Genomic DNA, 17,121 nt, shown 5'->3' on the forward strand with positions numbered 1-17,121 from the left:
GAAAACGCCGATGACCAAGGTGGGCCTGATCGGACTCGGGCGCATTGCCGGCCTGCATCAACTGGGTTACGCGGACTTTCCGGATGCGCGGATCCACGCGGTTTGCGACGTGAATGCGGAACTGGCCGAAACGCGCCGCCGCCAGTGGAATGCCGCCAAGTCTTATACGGATTATCGCGCGTTGCTGAGCGACCCGGAGATTGACGCGGTCGAGATCGTCACGCCCCAGACCGTGCACGAACCGATGGTCATCGACGCGGCCGCCGCGGGCAAGCACATTGCGGTGCAGAAACCCATGACTACGAGCATGGCTGCGGCCGACCGCATGCTCGATGCCGTGCGCAACGCGGGCGTCCTGTTCAAGGTGACGGACAATTACGTCACGCACCCGCCCATCGTACTGGCGAAGCGCCTCCTTGGCGAGGGGCTCATCGGCGACCCGATTATGCTGCGCATGAAATTCGTCGGAGGGCAATGGGAAGGCGGCTGGCAGGTGCCGCCGGACACGTGGGCCTGGCGGCGCGAGGAAGTCGCGCGCGGCCGTGGTATCCAGACCTTTGACCACGGCCACCACATGTGGGCTACCGCGTGGTTCCTGATGGGTGAGATCGAGCGTGTCGTGGCGTGGATCGATTGGACCAGCGAGTTCATCGACTGTCCCGCGGTGATCATGTGGAAGTACAAAGACGCGAAACGGTACGGCACGTGCGACTACACGCAGGCTGTCGATCTCCAAATCCCGACGCGGTATTATTCGTGCGACGAATGGTTCGAGGTCACGGGCAGCCGGGGCATCCTCCTCGTGCGCCGCTGCACGGGCAATATCCTGGATGGCCCGCCGGTCAGCACGTTTACAAACGACGGCTGGAAACATTATGACGTGCCTTCCGACTGGGCGGAAGGCTTCCGCGGCGCCACGCGCAACTTCATCCGCGCGGTCCAGGGCCGCGAAACGCCGCTGCTCACGGGCCAACAGGCCCGGGAGGTACTGCGGTTCGCCTTCGCATTGCGGAAATCCGCGGACGAACGCCGCGAGATTGCCTTGGACGAAATCGCGTAGCAGCTATCCCAAAATCCGTGGGACGACGGGAATCGTATATTCGATTGGAGGATACCATTCAAAGACGCGGCTTGACTGTGCCCGCGCCCCTGCAAGAGGCAGGAATCGAGTTATGGCACAGTTGCCGGTTCGGCAACGGGGGCTCTCGCCGGCTGCCGGTATTTGGGCTGTTTTTCGTATCCGGCCAGCCTTGCGCCCGGCGGAATCTTGGGACGCAGATTTTCTGCTTGTCTTTTAGTGCGGATAAGTACTATAAGTAGCCAATTTTTGAGGCAATCCGGCTCTTGGGTTGGGCTGGTCCGCAGGAGGCGAACGTTGAAAACGCGCGAGATAGGCGACCGGAAAGGGTCGCAAAGAAATGGTTCTGCCACAGTCAAGACGCTCGGGCCCATATCGGACCTCGAGCGTCATTTGCCAACGGAATGGTGGCGGACGCTGTTCAATTCGCTGTATCTGAAGACGGACGGCGACGTCGTCGAGAATCCGGAAAACACGCGTCAGGAGGTGGACATGGCGACCCGCCTTCTGGGGCTGCAACCGAACGATTACATTCTGGACATGTGCTGCGGCCAGGGGCGCCATTCCCTCGAACTGGCGCGGCGCGGGTTCCGTCACGTCACGGGCTGCGACCGTTCGCGGTACCTGATTCGCCAGGGACGGCGGCGCGCGAAAGCGGAGGGGCTCGGCGTTTCGTTCCACGAGGGCGATGCGCGCAAATCGCGGTTGGGCGGGCGCCAGTTCCATGCGATCCTGCTCATGGGGAATTCCTTCGGCTATTTTGAACAGGAATCGGACGACGAGATGGTGTTGAAGAACCTGGCGCAATTGCTGCTGCCGCACGGCTTGGTGTTCATGGACCTGGCCGACGGCGAATGGCTGAGCCAGCATTTCGAGGCGCGCACGTGGGAGTGGATCGACGAACAGCATTTCGTGTGCCGGGAGCGCGCCCTGTCGAAGGACGGACGCCGCATCGTCACGCGCGAAGTCATCACGCACGCGGAAAAAGGCGTAATCGCGGACCAATTCTACGCCGAGCGCCTGTACACGCGGGAGCAGCTCAAGGAACTGCTGGAGAAGGTCGGCTACGAGTCCGTGCGGTTCCATGAACCGCTCGAAACGAACTCGACGCGCGGCCAGGACCTCGGCATGATGGCGCACCGGCTCATCCTGACGGTGAAGGCGCCGCGGCGGGCCGTGCCCGCGGCCGTGGCCAAGGCGTCGCGCACGAAAGTGACCGTAGTCATGGGCGACCCCGAGATGCCGGACCGTGTCAAGGTGAATGGCCAGTTCAATGCGGAAGACATGGACACGATCAACAAGATGAAGGCGGCGCTGGCGGAACTGCCAGAGTACGAGTTCGCCTATCTGGACAACCACCAGAATCTGCTGCGCACGCTGGCCGCGAATCCGCCGCACCTGGTGTTCAACCTTTGCGATGAGGGCTTCCGCAACGACCCGTTCATGGAACTGCATGTGCCCGCGCTGTTGGAAATGCTGGACATCCCGTACACGGGCGCAAGCCCGGCGTGCCTCGGCCTGTGCTACAACAAGGGCCTCGTCAATGCGATTGCCCAGTCGCTCGATATTCCGACGCCGCTCGAGTCTTATATCGGCCCGGACGATTCGCTGGCCACGCTCCCCGCGACGCTACCCGCGCTGCTGAAGCCGAATTTCGGCGACAGCAGCATGGGCATCACGAAGGACGCCGTGGTGCACAACGCGGAGGAATTGCTCGAATATATCCAGTGGATGCGCGCCAGCTACGGCAAGTGCGCCATTCTCATCCAGGAGTTTCTTACCGGTCCGGAGTATACCGTCGGCATCGTGGGCAATTCCGGCTTGACGTACACGATCCTGCCGCTGCTCGAGGTCGATTACTCGAAGCTCGACCCCGATTTGCCGCCGATTCTCGGTTACGAGTCCAAATGGCTTCCAGACTCCCCCTACTGGGACCAGGTGTCTTACCGGGAAGCACGGCTGGACTCCGACGCGCGCCGCCAAGTGCGCGATTACGCGAATGTGCTGTTCGAGCGTCTCGGTTGCCGCGATTATGCCCGTTTTGATTTCCGCGCCGACGCCAACGGCGTGGTGAAACTGCTCGAAGTCAACCCGAACCCGGGCTGGTGCTGGGACGGCAAGATGAACATCATGGCCGGACTGCGCGGACTGCGTTACGCGGACCTGCTCAACATGATTCTCAAGGCCGCGCAGGAACGCCTCGCTGTCCCACTCCCCGTCAACGTTCTCTGACACCACCCGGCGCGGGCACCCGGTCTCTGGCTCACCGGTAAGGCCGCGCCCAGCGTTCCATTCGGGTGTCTTCGTTGCGGATGCGCCAGCGTATGAGGTGCTGCGCGTATTCCGCAACGGCGGCGGCGTATTCGCTGCGTTGCGCGACGTTCACGAATTCGCCGGGATCCGCGCGAAGGTCAAATAACAGAGGTGGAACCGCCTCCTCGCCGAACGCCACGAACTTGAACCGGTCATCGCGGACCACCCAGAGGCGGCACGTGTCCGGGTTTGCGGGCCGTTCTTGATCGCGAAGCGACGTATAGTAGTAATACTCGAAGAAAATGCGCGGCTTGGCCTGCGCTCCGGGACGGTCGTGGACGCGCGGCAGCAGGCTCGCGCCCTGGAACCGCGCGTGCGGCGGCGCGCCCAGCCATTCGCAGATGGTGGGCCCGATGTCGATTGCCTCGCAAAAGCCGCCGACCCGCGTGCCGCGCGTGGCGTCCGCCCGCGGCGACGGGTCGCGGATGATCAACGGCACGCGCAGGGCCGCGTCGAAGTAATGGGATTTGCCGGTCAGGTAATGGTCGCCCAGATGTTCGCCGTGGTCCGAACTGAAGATGATCAGCGTGTTTTCCCATTGACCTGAGTCGCGCAATGCCTGAAACAAGCGGCCAAGACACGAGTCGATCTCCGAGACCATGCCATAGTAGCAGGCCTTGAATTCGCGCATCTCCCGCTCATCCATCAACTGGTCATTGGCGTTGTCCCTCATCCGGCGCAGATACGGGTGCAGGCCGTCCCGCTCCTCGGGCCGCCGCGTCGCGGGCGGCAACGCCGCCAGGTCGTACATCCGGTGATACGGCGCGGGACAAAGGCCGGGCCCGTGCGGCTTGAGGTAATTCAGGCTCAGGAACCAGCCGGTATCCGGTCGCGCGCCGATATATTCAACGGCCTGTGTGGTGACGAACTGGGATTCGCTGTCTTCGGCCCGGTAGCGCGCGGGATACCAGCACGGCAGGTGCTCGCCGGGGCCACCGGGCGGCACATCGGGCGCGTACATGACCTCGCGGCAGCAGGACGCGGCGGGGTAGTTTTTCGCGCGCAGCCACGCGTACCATTCCGGACAATCGTATTCATGATCGAGCAGGAATTCGAAACCCGGCAAGGCATTGTGATAGTTCAATGATGTGGTGTACGGGTGGCCCCCGGGCAAGGTGCGCGGGTCGATGGCGTAATCATTGTAGCCCATGATCGCGGGCCGGAATCCATGACAACGCAGGTGCATCGCGACGTTGTCGTTCGCGTCCGCAAGCGGCGTCATGTTGTCCAGGCAACCTGTCGCGCACATGTAGCGCCCGGTATAGATGCACATGCGGCTCGGCGCGCACGGCGACGCCTGAACGAAACAATGCGTGAACAGCGCCCCTTCCGCCGCCAGCGCGTCCAGGTGCGGCGTTTCAATGACCGGGTTGCCCGCCGCGCGCAGGCAGTCCGCCCGGAATTCATCGGCCATGATCCACAGGATATTCTTGGGCATTGTGCTCTCGCGCCTCGCCGCTATTTGCTTTGCAGCAGCGCCAGCATGGCGCGGTCGAGCTTGTGGCCGCGCCAGTCTTCGCATATCGCGTCTTCACGCTGCGAATCGAGGATGCCGAAGGGGCCGCGGAAATTCCACAATGCCCAGCCCATGCCCGCTTCCTGCCAGAGTTCGAGACAATCGCGCAGCCACGCCAGCACGACGCCGTGCGGCGTATGCCGGAACGCGCCGCATTCGCCCACATGCACACCCACGCCGCTTGCCGCCAGTTCCCGCCATTTCTGGAAGCGTTTTTCGCGCAGGCGTTCCTTGTCCCAGACCACGTGTTCGCTTTCCCGCAGCGGCCATGTGGGCAGAGGCCAGCGCTCCGATTCCTGGACCCACGACGCCCGGTAGTGCGTCAGCGGCATGGGGTCGTAACCGCGCGTGCTCTGCGCGACGCCCAGCGGGACCAGCCCGTCGACCGGTTCGCGCCCCCAGAACATCCCGTCGCAGATGATCAAGCGTTCCGGGTCGTGCTCGCGGATAGCCTCGATGGCGCGCTTCATCACGTTCACGTAGACGGACTCGGTAATCTTGCCGGGCTCATTGACAAGGTTGAAACTGAGCGCGGCGCCGGGAATGCCCTGATGCCGCTTGGCGAAGTGGCCCCAGTGGAACGCAAACGCGCGCTGAGCCTCCTCGTTGTCCCAGAGCGAGACCGGTTCGGGATCGCCGCCGACGCAGTAGCCCGGCGCACGGTGAAAATTCAGGCACACGTGGATGCCGTGTTTCTGCCCATAAGCGACGGCGGCGTCAATCTCTTTCAATTCCGCTTCATTCAGCGTGTACCAATCGCCGGGTTTCGCCCAGCAATGGTAGGACATCGGCAAGCGCACAAAGTCAAAGCCCAGTTCGGCAATCCACGCGAAATCCTCCTCAACAAACGGCTTGTTGCCGGGCACCCAGAACTTCTCGAGCAGGTTGAAGCCGCGCCAGCGCGGCAGCCGCTTGTGAAGCGGCGTTTCCGGCTGCGCGGATACGGCGGACGCCCACGCAGCGCCCGCCATAACGGTCGCCGATGTCTTCAGGAACTCGCGACGCTGCATGTGTCATTCTCCTCGAATACCGTGCAAAGAACGACGGAATCCGCTGCGTGTTCAGTCCAGACTTTAACACGCCCGGGGCTTCCTGGGATACTTGACGTTTCAGGATTCGGGAGGAACGGTCTACGCGGGAAGGCAGCAACTTTTGGAGCAGGCGCGGCGTTGCCGTGGGCGCGTGCGCGTGGGTGCTGTTCGCCTTCGTGGCGGTGACGGTGCGCGGTATCCGTTGGGAGGAGAATTACGAGTTCGCGCAGGTATTGCTGGGCGCGGTCTCGTACCCGCCGGGGCACCCCTTGTACCAGCACGTTCATAATACGCCGAGCCTGCAAACATACCTGGCGGCGGCGCTGCTCTGGATCGATCCGGACCCGCGCCTGACGTGCGGCGTGCGTAACGTGTTGTATGTCCTCGCCAAGACCCTGCCCGCCTTTCTCCTGGGCGCCGGGCTTACGGGGCGCGCCCGTTGGGGTCACGCGGCGGCCGTGCTGGCCCTGCTGGCGGGCAACGAATTCGCGACGACCTATCCGTCGCGGCCGTGGCCCATGTTCGCGGGCAACGGCGCCGTAGGAACGGGGGCCGCGCTGCTCGGTATCGCGTGCCTCTGCAACGGGTGGAACGCGGCCGCGTATGCCATCGCGGGGCTCATGCCCGCCCTGCACCTGGGCCAATGCGCGCCGCTTCTCGCCGTTACCGGCCTCCATGCCGCGCACACGGCGTGGCGTGGGCGGCGGGGCGATATGCGGCGCCCATGCGCCGGATTGCTCGCGGGGCTCTCGGTCACCTTGATTGCCTTTCTCGTCTTCTGGTATCTGCGCGTTCCCTGGCCGGAGTCCGGGCCTTATTATGACCCGATTGCGCCGGAAACGGTCTGGAAGGCGTTCCTGACGCACTATTCCGCGCACCGCGACCTCGTCTGGGACCGGCAGCAGGCCGTGTTGGGCTGGGCTGCGCTCTCCGGCGCGCTACTATTCTTCACCGGCATGCGTAAACGCTGCTCGCGGCCCGGCAGGACCTGGTTCGGCGTCTATATGATGATTACCGCGCTGCTGGTGTGGGGGGTCATGGGCGCACACGCGCTCCTGGGCGCGGAAACACCCGCCTGGCTCATCGCGTGGATGCCCTACCGTCTCGTGAACCACCTCATACCTTTGCTGACTGTGTTCGCCGTGTTGACGGCATCGCGGACAGGCCCTGGAATCATGTGTCTGGCCGCGGCGCTGGCGTGCGCCGCCTTGCCGCACGGCGGCGAACGCGCTTTCTTGCTGTCAGCCGCTTCCGCGGCGGCGATTGTGCCGTATGCCACGTCCGCGCGGCCGCGTCTCGCCAAGGCTTGGTTTGGCGCGACAGGCGCGTTCTGGCTTTTCTCGGTCGCGGAGTTCAGGCTGGACGGCGCATTCTTCGCCGTGCCGCTGCTGGCGTGCGTAATGGTTCATCATTTCGCGGGGCGCCAGTGCCCCAATGTCCGCAGCGAGCAACACGAGGGATTGCGATGGGCCCTTCTTTCTGTTGTGGGCCTGGCATGCCTCGCCGCATTGGGAGCCAATCTGTATGCCGAGTGGCGCTCGCGTGAGGATGTTGCGGAGCGGCTCACGCCGACGGACTTCGAACTGCGCACCCGCGCGTATCTTGCCGGGCACGCGGCGCCGGACAGCATGATCGCCGCGCCCGTGTACCAGTGGCGGCTGCAAGCGCGGCTTGGCTACCCCGTGATCGCGGATGCGGCCACGCACACCTGGCTGCCTTATCACAAGCGGCTCGGCCCGACGCTGTATAAGCTGTATCGCGACCTGTATGGCATCGACCTGCGCGCGTCGGGCGGAAAGACCACGCCGTTCGAGGTCTGGCGCGAGCATTGGGGGCGCCTCTCGGCGTCCCAGTGGCAGGCCCTTGGCAGAGAATATGGTTTCCGTTTCGTGTTCGCGCCGGGTTTTGTGCCGCTCGCATTGCCCGTAGCCGTCGAGGATGAATGGTACCGCTTGCACTATATTCCGGAATGGCGCCAGGAACCCCTGTGATGGGCGAAACCGCGCATTCAACATGAGGATACCGTTGGGAGGGCCATGTCGACTGTGCCTGCGTTTCGCAGGGGCGGGGCATGCCCCTGCGGGGTACAGGAATCAAGTCTCGGGATGAATGCCAGAGGCTGCGCGTCTGAATGGAAGTGCCGCCGGCCTCCTCAATCGTTATACTTGCGCTTCTGACGGAAAGGAACACGCGTGGCGAGGACACCCGCTCCCAGCCGTTTCCCGGACCTGCGCCGGCACCTGGCGATCCTGGCCATCCTCATGGTGCTGGGATTGGCCGCATACGTCCGCGTGACGGGATTTGAATTCCTGCAATTCGACGACAACGAGATCGTTTGCGGGAATGAACACGTGACCGCGGGCCTGACGTGGCCGGGCATTGTGTGGGCGTGGATGCATCCCCATTTCGGCATCTGGATGCCGCTCACGTCGATGAGCCACATGCTGGATGCGCAGCTCTTCGGCGATTGGGCGGGCGGACACCACCTGACGAACCTGCTGTTGCATTTGGCGAATGTCGCGGTGCTGTATTTCGCGCTGTCCGCGCTGACGGGCAGCCCGTGGCGCAGCATGTGGGTCGCGGCGCTGTTCGCGGTGCACCCGTTTGGCGCGGGAGTGGCGGGCTGGGTGTCGAGCCGGAAAGAACTGACCTGGGCTCTGTGCTTCTTTCTCGCTTTGTGGGCCTACGCGCGGTATGCGCGGAAACCGGCGCCCGGACACTATGTGCTCGTATTGGTCTCGATGGCGCTCGGCGTGCTCTGCAAACCGATGATCATGACGCTGCCCTGCGTGTTGCTCCTGCTCGACTGGTGGCCGCTCGGACGCTGGCGGGGAGACACGATTGAACAGCTATGGGCACGGGCCCTTGCGTTGATCCTGGAAAAAGCGCCCATGTTCTTGCTGAGCGTGGCGGCGGCGGCGGCAGCGGTCTGGGGGCAACGAGATGTGCATGCGGTCACGTTGTACGGCGATGTCTCTCTGGGCGTGAACGCGGCGAACGCGGCGGTCAGTTACGCGCGGTACCTCTTTCACGCGGTCTGGCCCGTCTGGCTCTCGGGCCACTATCCGCACTTGGGCGAAGCGCTCACACCGCTGCTGGCCGCGGGCGCGGCGCTGTTGCTGCTCGCGATAACGGCGGCGGTATTGGCGTTGTTCCGCCGCGCGCCCTGCCTGCTTGTGGGCTGGTTCTGGTTTCTCGGGACGCTTCTCCCGGTAATCGGCCTGGTCCAGTATGCCAACGCCTCAATGGCGGACCGCTATGCCTATGTGCCGGTTATCGGGTTGTTTATCATGGCGGGTTGGGGCGTGCCGCACCTCCAGTTCAGACAACCGCCGGAGGCCGCGCTCCCCGGCAGGCATGGCGCACGCAGGAAAGACCGAAAGACGCGGCCCGCCCAGGACTCGCGCGGCATGCTGACAGGGGGCTTGGCTGTTGTGTCGATTCTGGCTCTTGCGCCCTTGGGCTGGTGGCAAGCGGGTTACTGGCACGACACGGAGCGCCTGTTCGCGCGCGCGCTGGAAGTCACGAAAGACAACGCGCTCGCCCACACGAATCTGGGCATGGTGCGCCTCACGCAGCAGCGCTGCGAGGACGCCGTCGCGCATTATCGTGAAGCGGCGCGCATCGAGCCGCGCAATTTCCTCTGGCAATACAATCTCGGCAGCGCACTTCTCGTCTGCGACCGCCCCGCGCAGGCGGTGCTCGCACTGCAGCAGGCCGTCAGGGGCAACCCGGAACATGCCCCGTCGCTCTCAAACCTGGGGACGGCCCTGCTCGACCTGGGGCGCCCGCGGGAGGCGCTCCGCTATCTCAAAAACGCTGTCCGCCTGGACCCTGCGCACGTGAACGCCCGAATCAACTACGCCCGCGCTTTGCGCAGGACGGGTAACCCGGCAGCGGCCGCGGCGGAACTGGAAGAAGCACTGCGGCTGGACCCGGCCAACACGGCTGCCCGTCAGGAACTGAATGTCTTGCGTGGCGCGGGCCAGCGACAAGAGTGATTCCCCGTTACGCTGTCTGCAAACACGCCAGAGCCCGGCGAAATCGTGAAGGATTGCACGAGTTTTCCATGACTTCCTTGAAATCAGAGAATCAAGTTGCTAGGCTCTGCGCTGAGCGTGACCAATGGTGGGAACGGTTCTCGCGGGATGCCTGACCGTTCCCTTGTTTTTGCGGCAGCTCGTGGCCTGAGCGCGCTGACGCAACGAGAGGGACCATGGCAACGACAATGACTGTCGATACGGCGGCCGTCGCGGAGATTGTCGCCAAATACCCCGCCAACCGCAGCAGCCTGATACCCATCCTTCAAGACGTGCAGGAGCACTACGGGTATCTGCCCGAAGCGGCCATGGACAACCTGGCGCAGCGCCTGAACCTGTCGCCCAATGAAGTGTACGGGGTAGCGACGTTCTATACCCAATTCCGTTTCCAGCCGCCCGGCGAACATACGATCTACGTATGCCAAGGCACGGCGTGCCACGTCCGCGGCGGGGCGGAGATTCTGCAGGAACTGGAGCACCGGCTGGGCATAGAAGCGGGCGAGACGACGCCGGACGGGCGGTTCGACCTGCGCCGCGTGGCCTGCCTGGGCTGTTGCGCGCTGTCGCCGGTCGTCTCTGTGGACGGCCACGTGTTCGCGGAAGTGACGCGCGCGAAAGTGCCGTCGATCCTGGCCAAGTACCGGGGGAAGAAGGAGGTGGCGGAATCATGAGCGGTCTGCAGCACGCCTATGATCAGGCGCAAGCCGAGTGGCAGGCGCTGGAACGGACCGCACACCCCCTCTTTTTCGTGGGGGCGGCAACGTGCGGTGTGGCCGCGGGCGCGGGCGAGGTGATCGACGCCCTGACCAAGGCCATCGGCGAGCGCGGCCTCGACGCGGAGGTCATAAAGGTCGGCTGCCTCGGGCCGTGTTCTCTGGAACCGCTGGTAATCGTGCAGAAACCGGGCAAGCCGCGCGTGTGCTACGGCCCCATCGACGGCAAGAGCGCGTTGCGGCTGCTTGACGCCTATGTGCTGGGCGATGACCCGTGCGGCGACCTGGCCGTCGGCAAGATGGACCCGGGCCAGGTGGACGGCATCGGCGATTTCGCGGACCACCCCATGCTGCGCGGACAGGTGCGCAACATCCTGCGCAATTGCGGCCAGATCGACCCGGAAAACGTGCGCCATTACCTGGCTCGTGACGGGTACCGCGGTCTTCTCAAGGCACTGGAAAGCGGGCGGGACCACTGTCTCGACATGGTGAAGCAGGCGGGCCTGCGCGGGCGCGGCGGCGCGGGTTTTCCCACGGCGTCGAAGTGGGAATTCTGCCGCAAAGCGCCCGGCACCGCGAAATACCTCATCTGCAACGCGGATGAAGGCGACCCCGGCGCGTTCATGAACCGGTCCGTGCTCGAGGGTGACCCGCACGCGGTGCTCGAGGGCATGCTCATCGCCGGCTTCACCATCGGCGCGACGGCGGGCTATGTCTATTGTCGCGCGGAATACCCGCTGGCGTTGCACCGGCTCGACGTGGCCCTGTCTCAGATGCGCGAACTCGGCCTGCTCGGGCAGAACATTCTCGGGTCCGGCTTCTCGTTCGAGATTACGGTAAAGAAAGGCGCGGGCGCGTTCGTCTGCGGCGAAGAGACCGCGTTGATCGCGTCCATCGAGGGCCATCGCGGCATGCCGCGTCCGCGTCCGCCCTTCCCCGCCATCAGCGGCCTCTGGGGCAAGCCTACCGTTATCCAGAACGTGGAAACGCTGGCGAACCTGCCGCTTATTCTCCGTAACGGCCCGGACTGGTACGCGCAATTCGGCGCGGAATCGAGCCGCGGCACCAAGACCTTCGCGCTCGCGGGCAAGATCAACCGGACCGGCCTGGTCGAAGTGCCGCTTGGCACACCGCTGCGCACGATCATTCAGGAGATCGGCGGCGGCATCCCGAACGGCAAGCAATTCAAGGCTGTGCAGACCGGCGGGCCTTCCGGCGGCTGCATCCCCGCGGACAAGCTCGACCTCCCCGTCGATTACGAATCGTTGACGAGCGCCGGGACCATCATGGGGTCGGGCGGCATGATCGTGCTCGATGAAGACAGTTGCGTCGTCGACATCGCCCGGTTCTTCCTGTCGTTCACGCAAGAGGAATCGTGCGGCAAGTGCGGCCCGTGCCGCGTGGGCACCCGCGCCATGCTGGGCATCCTCAACAAGATCGCCGAGGGCCGCGGCACGCCGCGCGACCTCGATACGCTCGAGGAGATGGCGGTAACGGTGAAACAGGGGTCGCTTTGCGGCCTGGGCCAGACCGCGCCCAACCCGGTGCTGACCACCTTGCGCTATTTCCGCGCGGAATATGAGCAGCACATCAGGGAACACGAGTGCCCCGCGTTCACGTGCAATAAACTGATTACGTTCCGCATCGATCAGGAGCGGTGCGAAGGCTGCGGCGCCTGTGCGCGCGGCTGCCCCGTGAACGCCATCCAGGGCGAGAAGAACAAGCCGCACGCGATCGACCAGCGCGTGTGCATTCATTGCGGCGCCTGCGTGAGCCGGTGCCCCTCGACAAGCGCCGCCGTATACCGGGAGAGCGGCCGGCTGGTCCGATTCGAACCGCGGCGCGAGAAGAAAGCAGACGCGGCACGGGCGTCCCGCCCGTGATGCATAGGCAAGATGCCCGACGCGGCACGGGAAGCATAGGTGAGATAGACACTATGAAGCTCTACATCAACCAGCGGGAAGTGGAAGGCCGGGAAGGCGAGACCATTCTCGAATGCGCGCTGCGCCATGGCATCCATATTCCCCATTTGTGCACGCACCCGAATCTGCCGCCGTTCGGCGCTTGCCGCCTCTGCGTGGTTCAGGTGGAGAAGATGCGCGGATTCCCGACGTCATGCACGACGCCCGTGCAAGAGGGCATGCGCGTCGAGACCGAAACGCCGGAATTGCTCAAGCTGCGGCGCAACATCCTCGCGCTGATGATGATCGAGCACCCAAACGCCTGTCTGGTCTGCGGCAAACGGGAGCTGTGCGAGAAGTTCCGGCCCAAGGCGGAGAAGGTGGGCCGCACCACCGGTTGTCACACCTGCAACAACAAGGAAGTCTGCGAAGTCCGCGCGTTATCGGAAGACCTCGGCCTGACCGAGATTCCCGTGGCGCCGCTGTATCACATGCGGCCGCTCGACCGCTCGAACCCGTTCATCGATCGCGACCTGAACCTGTGCATCCTTTGCGGACGGTGCGTGCGCATCTGCGAACACCAGCAGGGGCAGCCTGTAATCGCGTTTGTCAACCGCAGCGGCAAGACGCACATCGGCGAGGCGTTCGGGCGCAACCTCGAGGAAGCGGGCTGCACCTTCTGCGGCTCGTGCGTGGATGTGTGCCCCACGGGCACGCTTGCCGACCGCTACGCGAAATGGTACGGCCGCGCCGAAAGCGAGGTGGACAGCACCTGCATCTTCTGCGGCGCCGCGTGCGCGCTGCACCTGGGCTCAAACGACGGCCGGCTCGTGGCCGCGCGCGCGGTGAACATGGGCGTGCCGGTGTGTCTCATGGGCCGGTTTGCCCTGTCCGAATTCCTGAACGGGGAAGACCGGTTGAAAACGCCGCACGTGCGCGTCGGCGAGGTCCTGCGCGAAGTGAAATGGGACGACGCGTTGGCGTCCGTCGCGGAACAGCTTCGCCCGTACATCAATGACGGCTTCGCCCTTGTGTGCGACACGGGCACGCCCATCGAAGACCGGCACGTCTTCAAGCGTTTCACGAACGAAGTCATGAAATCGCAGCGGTATTTCGAGATCACGCCGGACGCGCACGGCTTATCGCGCGCGGCGGTGCCGGAGGGCACGCGCGCGCTCGTGACGACCGGCGATTTCGTGGACGCCGCGCAGCTCGATGGCGTCGACGTGATCGTGGTCCTGGATTGCTACCCCACACCCGTCAGCGAGCGCGCCTGCGCCGTGCTGCCCGCCGCCGTGTTTGCCGAGACCGCCGGCACGGTCCTTGACGGAGAGGGCCGTCCGCGGCCATTACGCCAGGCGTGCGCGCCGCCGGGTCAGGCTTGGCCCGAATGGCGCATCATCGCACAACTGGCCCGGACGCTCGGCGGCGCAGGGTTCGATTGGAACAAGGTGGGCGAGATCACGGCCCAACTGGGCCTGGACGATGCTGCGCTCCACGCGGACCGCGCGGAAGCGCCCGCGCCCGCGCTGGACAAGTTGGCGGCGAGCTCGTTCTTCCGGGGGCATCGCATCGAGGACTACGTCGCGGGCCTCCGCGCGCTGAAAGGCGCGGAAGGCCGCCCGGCAGACCTGCGTCCGATTCGGGCTGAAGGCCGCTTCCTCATCGTTTCCAAGCGCGAAATTGTGCCCAACTCGCACGAAATCGTCATCGAAGCACCCGAGATCGCGCGCAAGGCACAGCCGGGGCAGTTCATCATCGTCATGGTGGACGAACGGTCCGAGCGCGTGCCCTACACGTTGTGCGACTGGGACGCCGCGAAGGGGACCGTCACGCTCGTGGTCCAGGAAAAGGGCCAGTCGAGCCGGAAACTAATCCTGACGGAGGCGGGCGACCGGCTCGCGCACGTGGTGGGGCCGCTGGGTATTCCGCTCGAAATCAAACAGTACGGCGTGGTGGCGCTTGCGGGCGGCTGCTACGGCATCGGCGGCATTCTGCCGATCGCGAAGGCCATGAAAGCGGCGGGCAATCGCGTGATCGTCGTGACCGAAGCGCGCAGCCACTACATGAACTATTACGAGGAAAAACTGGCGGGCTCGGCCGACGAATTCGTCTTCACGACCATCGACGGGTCGTCGGGAGTGAAAGGGCACGCGGTCGATGACATCGGCAGGCGGCTGCGCGCGGGCGAGCAGCTCGACTGTGTCATCGCCGTGGGATGCCCGTTCATGATGATGCTGACGAGCGAAGAAACAAGGCCGTTCGGCGTGAAGACGCTCGCGGCGCTGAACCCGATTATGGTGGACGGCACGGGCATGTGCGGCGCGTGCCGGATCACCGTGGGCGACAAGATGAAATTCGCGTGCGTCGACGGACCGTTCTTCGACGCGCATCAGGTCGATTGGGACGAGGTGCGGGACCGCCGCGACGCCTACAGCTTCGCGGAAATCCAGTCGGTTGGACGCACCGAACCCGTCGTGGAACACCATGACCACGCGCATCGCGGCTGCGGCTGCGGCATGCGCGCGGAAGCGGGGGTGAAGTGATGCCTGACACACCCAACGGCGAACCGGCCCAGAAACCGAAGGCGAAGCCGAAGATTCCCCGGCAGCTGATGCCCGAGCAGGCGCCGGAAGACCGGGTCCGCAATTACAAAGAGGTGCCCTTTGGCTACTCGGAAGAGATAGCCGTGCTCGAAGCGAGCCGGTGCCTCAATTGCAGGAACCCGAAATGCGTGACGGGCTGCCCCGTTCACGTGGATATCCCCGGTTTCGTCTCGCTGGTGAAAGAGCGCAAGTTCATCGAGGCGGCGCAGAAGATCAAGGAACAGAACGCGCTGCCGGCCGTGTGCGGGCGCGTCTGCCCGCAGGAAGAGCAATGCGAGAGCAAGTGCATCCTCGCGATCAAGGGCGAGGCCGCGGCCATCGGGCGACTCGAACGGTTCGTGGCCGACTACGAGCGCAATTCCGGCGAGGTGCGTATCCCCGAACTGCCGGCCAAGACGGGCAAGCGCGTCGCGTGCATCGGCGCGGGGCCCGCGGGCCTCACCGTAGCGGGCGACCTGATCAAGCTGGGCCACGAGGTCACCGTCTTCGAGGCGTTGCAGGAAGCGGGCGGCGTGCTCACCTACGGCATTCCCGAATTCCGCCTGCCCAAGGAGATCGTGCGGGCGGAGGTGGACTATCTCAAGAAACTCGGCGTGCGCTTCGTCATGGACTACGTCGTCGGGCGCAACGCGACCATCCGCGAACTCATGGAAGACGAGGGCTACGACGCCGTTTTCGTCGGAACCGGCGCGGGCCTGCCTTCGTTCATGAACATCCCCGGCGAGAATCTCGTCGGCGTCTATTCGGCCAACGAATACCTGACGCGCGCCAACCTTATGAAGGCATACCTCTTCCCGAAATATGACACGCCGCCGATCCGCCGCGAACGCGTCGCCGTCGTAGGCGGCGGCAACGTGGCGATGGACTCCGCGCGCACGGCGCTGCGCCTCGGCGCGGTGGTCTACATCGTCTACCGGCGCGCCCGCGAGCAGATGCCGGCCCGCGCCGAGGAGGTCCATCACGCCGAGCAGGAAGGCGTCAAGATGATGCTGCTCAACAACCCGGTGCGCATCCTCGGCGACGAGCGCCACCGCGTAACCGGCATGGAATGCCTGCGCATGGAACTCGGCGAGCCCGACGAATCGGGCCGCCACAGGCCCGTGCCCGTGAAAGGGTCCGAGTTTATCCTCGACGTGGATACCGTCATCATGGCCATCGGCAACAAGCCGAACCCGCTCGTGCCTCAGACGACGCCCGAACTCAAGGTGTCCAAGTGGGGCACGGTCGAGGTGGATGCCGGGACCATGGCCACATCCGTGCCGGGCGTGTACGCCGCGGGCGACATCGTCTCCGGCGCAGCCACCGTGATCAGCGCGATGGGCCAGGGCCGCACCGCCGCCGCGTCGATCCACCGGTATCTGATGGGCGAGCCCGCGCCTGCCGCGCAGGCCGGCCAGGCCGCCGCAAGTTGAGCATAAGCGCGCCGGGCGGGGACTCAGCCCGGCTCACGCGCCCGCATTCATGCGCCAGAGCGCATAGTTCAGAATAGCGGCGAAACTCACCCAGCAGACATAGGGGATCAACAAGGCCCCAGACAGGGCGCGAACGCGCCAGAAGAGAATAACGGTCGCGAGGATGGCGGCGTCGAGCAACAGGATCTCCGCGAAAGCCCAGCCCAACGCGTGCTGCCCGAAGAATATCCAGGACCACAGCGCGTTGAGCAGAAGCTGCATGAGATAGACGGCCAGCGGCGCGGCGACGGGCGCCTGTTGCCGTCGCAGCCACACCAGCCACGCCGCGACGGCCATGCCCAGGTACAGCAGCGACCACACCGGGCCGAAAACCCAGGCCGGTGGCGTGAATGCCGGCTTGTGAAGCGCGCGGTACCATTCGCCTGCGCCGTATTGGCTGCCGAACGCAGCCGCCCCCGCAACAAGCAATATGCTGACGATAAGAACGCCGGCCTTTTCCCAAGAGGACATG

General features: G+C 64.7%; 11 protein-coding genes. 8 read left to right on the forward strand and 3 right to left on the reverse strand.

Annotated elements, in window-relative coordinates:
- Positions 1 to 10 precede the first annotated feature (10 nt).
- Positions 11 to 1,060 (forward strand): Gfo/Idh/MocA family oxidoreductase, encoded by a 1,050-nt coding sequence (locus KA184_04905; GenBank protein MBP8128900.1) that lies wholly within the window; start codon positions 11 to 13, stop codon positions 1,058 to 1,060.
- A 330-nt stretch (positions 1,061 to 1,390) separates the two neighbouring features.
- Positions 1,391 to 3,310 carry a methyltransferase domain-containing protein gene (locus KA184_04910; GenBank protein ID MBP8128901.1) on the forward strand — a complete coding sequence of 640 codons (1,920 nt, stop codon included), beginning with the start codon at positions 1,391 to 1,393 and terminating at the stop codon, positions 3,308 to 3,310.
- 31 nt (positions 3,311 to 3,341) lie between these two features.
- On the opposite strand, the gene KA184_04915 is transcribed toward KA184_04910, so the two are convergent.
- Together KA184_04915 and KA184_04920 are read right to left on the reverse strand one after the other, a co-directional pair.
- Complete coding sequence (locus KA184_04915) at positions 3,342 to 4,829, reverse strand: sulfatase-like hydrolase/transferase (protein ID MBP8128902.1); 1,488 nt, start codon at positions 4,827 to 4,829, stop codon at positions 3,342 to 3,344.
- Positions 4,830 to 4,849: 20 nt separating this feature from the next.
- A complete protein-coding gene (locus tag KA184_04920) occupies positions 4,850 to 5,917 on the reverse strand; it encodes a cellulase family glycosylhydrolase (protein ID MBP8128903.1) in 1,068 nt (355 codons plus the stop codon).
- 164 nt (positions 5,918 to 6,081) lie between these two features.
- On the opposite strand from KA184_04920, the gene KA184_04925 reads away from it, so the two are divergent.
- From KA184_04925 to gltA, 6 genes are all read left to right on the forward strand, one after another.
- Entirely contained in the window at positions 6,082 to 7,929 is a 1,848-nt protein-coding gene (locus tag KA184_04925; protein ID MBP8128904.1) for a hypothetical protein, read from the forward strand.
- A gap of 201 nt (positions 7,930 to 8,130) precedes the next feature.
- Positions 8,131 to 9,939 carry a tetratricopeptide repeat protein gene (locus KA184_04930; protein ID MBP8128905.1) on the forward strand — a complete coding sequence of 603 codons (1,809 nt, stop codon included), beginning with the start codon at positions 8,131 to 8,133 and terminating at the stop codon, positions 9,937 to 9,939.
- Positions 9,940 to 10,166: 227 nt separating this feature from the next.
- Positions 10,167 to 10,649 (forward strand): NADH-quinone oxidoreductase subunit NuoE, encoded by a 483-nt coding sequence (nuoE, locus tag KA184_04935; GenBank protein MBP8128906.1) that lies wholly within the window; start codon positions 10,167 to 10,169, stop codon positions 10,647 to 10,649.
- Positions 10,646 to 12,574, forward strand: a complete 1,929-nt coding sequence (locus tag KA184_04940; GenBank protein ID MBP8128907.1) for an NADH-quinone oxidoreductase subunit NuoF — start codon at positions 10,646 to 10,648, stop codon at positions 12,572 to 12,574. The genes nuoE and KA184_04940 overlap by 4 nt, the downstream gene beginning before the upstream one ends.
- Positions 12,575 to 12,627: 53 nt before the next feature.
- Positions 12,628 to 15,138 carry a sulfide/dihydroorotate dehydrogenase-like FAD/NAD-binding protein gene (locus tag KA184_04945; protein ID MBP8128908.1) on the forward strand — a complete coding sequence of 837 codons (2,511 nt, stop codon included), beginning with the start codon at positions 12,628 to 12,630 and terminating at the stop codon, positions 15,136 to 15,138.
- Positions 15,138 to 16,610: an NADPH-dependent glutamate synthase gene (gene gltA / locus KA184_04950; protein ID MBP8128909.1), complete on the forward strand. Its 1,473-nt coding sequence runs from the start codon at positions 15,138 to 15,140 to the stop codon at positions 16,608 to 16,610. Before KA184_04945 ends, gltA begins: the two co-directional genes overlap by 1 nt.
- A 33-nt stretch (positions 16,611 to 16,643) precedes the next feature.
- Here the strand turns inward: gltA and KA184_04955 are convergent, their stop codons facing one another.
- Positions 16,644 to 17,120: a tryptophan-rich sensory protein gene (locus tag KA184_04955; protein ID MBP8128910.1), complete on the reverse strand. Its 477-nt coding sequence runs from the start codon at positions 17,118 to 17,120 to the stop codon at positions 16,644 to 16,646.
- Position 17,121 lies beyond the last annotated feature (1 nt).

This window comes from Candidatus Hydrogenedentota bacterium, from assembly GCA_018005585.1.
Lineage (GTDB): Bacteria > Hydrogenedentota > Hydrogenedentia > Hydrogenedentales > JAGMZX01 > JAGMZX01.

What these genes read in the sequence shown, in the direction of transcription:
- KA184_04905 (MBP8128900.1), top strand. Translation starts at nt 11, where the DNA reads ATGACCAAGGTGGGCCTGATCGGACTCGGGCGCATTGCCGGCCTGCAT.
- KA184_04915 (MBP8128902.1), bottom strand. Translation starts at nt 4,829, where the DNA reads ATGCCCAAGAATATCCTGTGGATCATGGCCGATGAATTCCGGGCGGAC.
- KA184_04920 (MBP8128903.1), bottom strand. Translation starts at nt 5,917, where the DNA reads ATGCAGCGTCGCGAGTTCCTGAAGACATCGGCGACCGTTATGGCGGGC.
- nuoE (MBP8128906.1), top strand. Translation starts at nt 10,167, where the DNA reads ATGACTGTCGATACGGCGGCCGTCGCGGAGATTGTCGCCAAATACCCC.
- KA184_04940 (MBP8128907.1), top strand. Translation starts at nt 10,646, where the DNA reads ATGAGCGGTCTGCAGCACGCCTATGATCAGGCGCAAGCCGAGTGGCAG.
- KA184_04945 (MBP8128908.1), top strand. Translation starts at nt 12,628, where the DNA reads ATGAAGCTCTACATCAACCAGCGGGAAGTGGAAGGCCGGGAAGGCGAG.
- gltA (MBP8128909.1), top strand. Translation starts at nt 15,138, where the DNA reads ATGCCTGACACACCCAACGGCGAACCGGCCCAGAAACCGAAGGCGAAG.
- KA184_04955 (MBP8128910.1), bottom strand. Translation starts at nt 17,120, where the DNA reads ATGTCCTCTTGGGAAAAGGCCGGCGTTCTTATCGTCAGCATATTGCTT.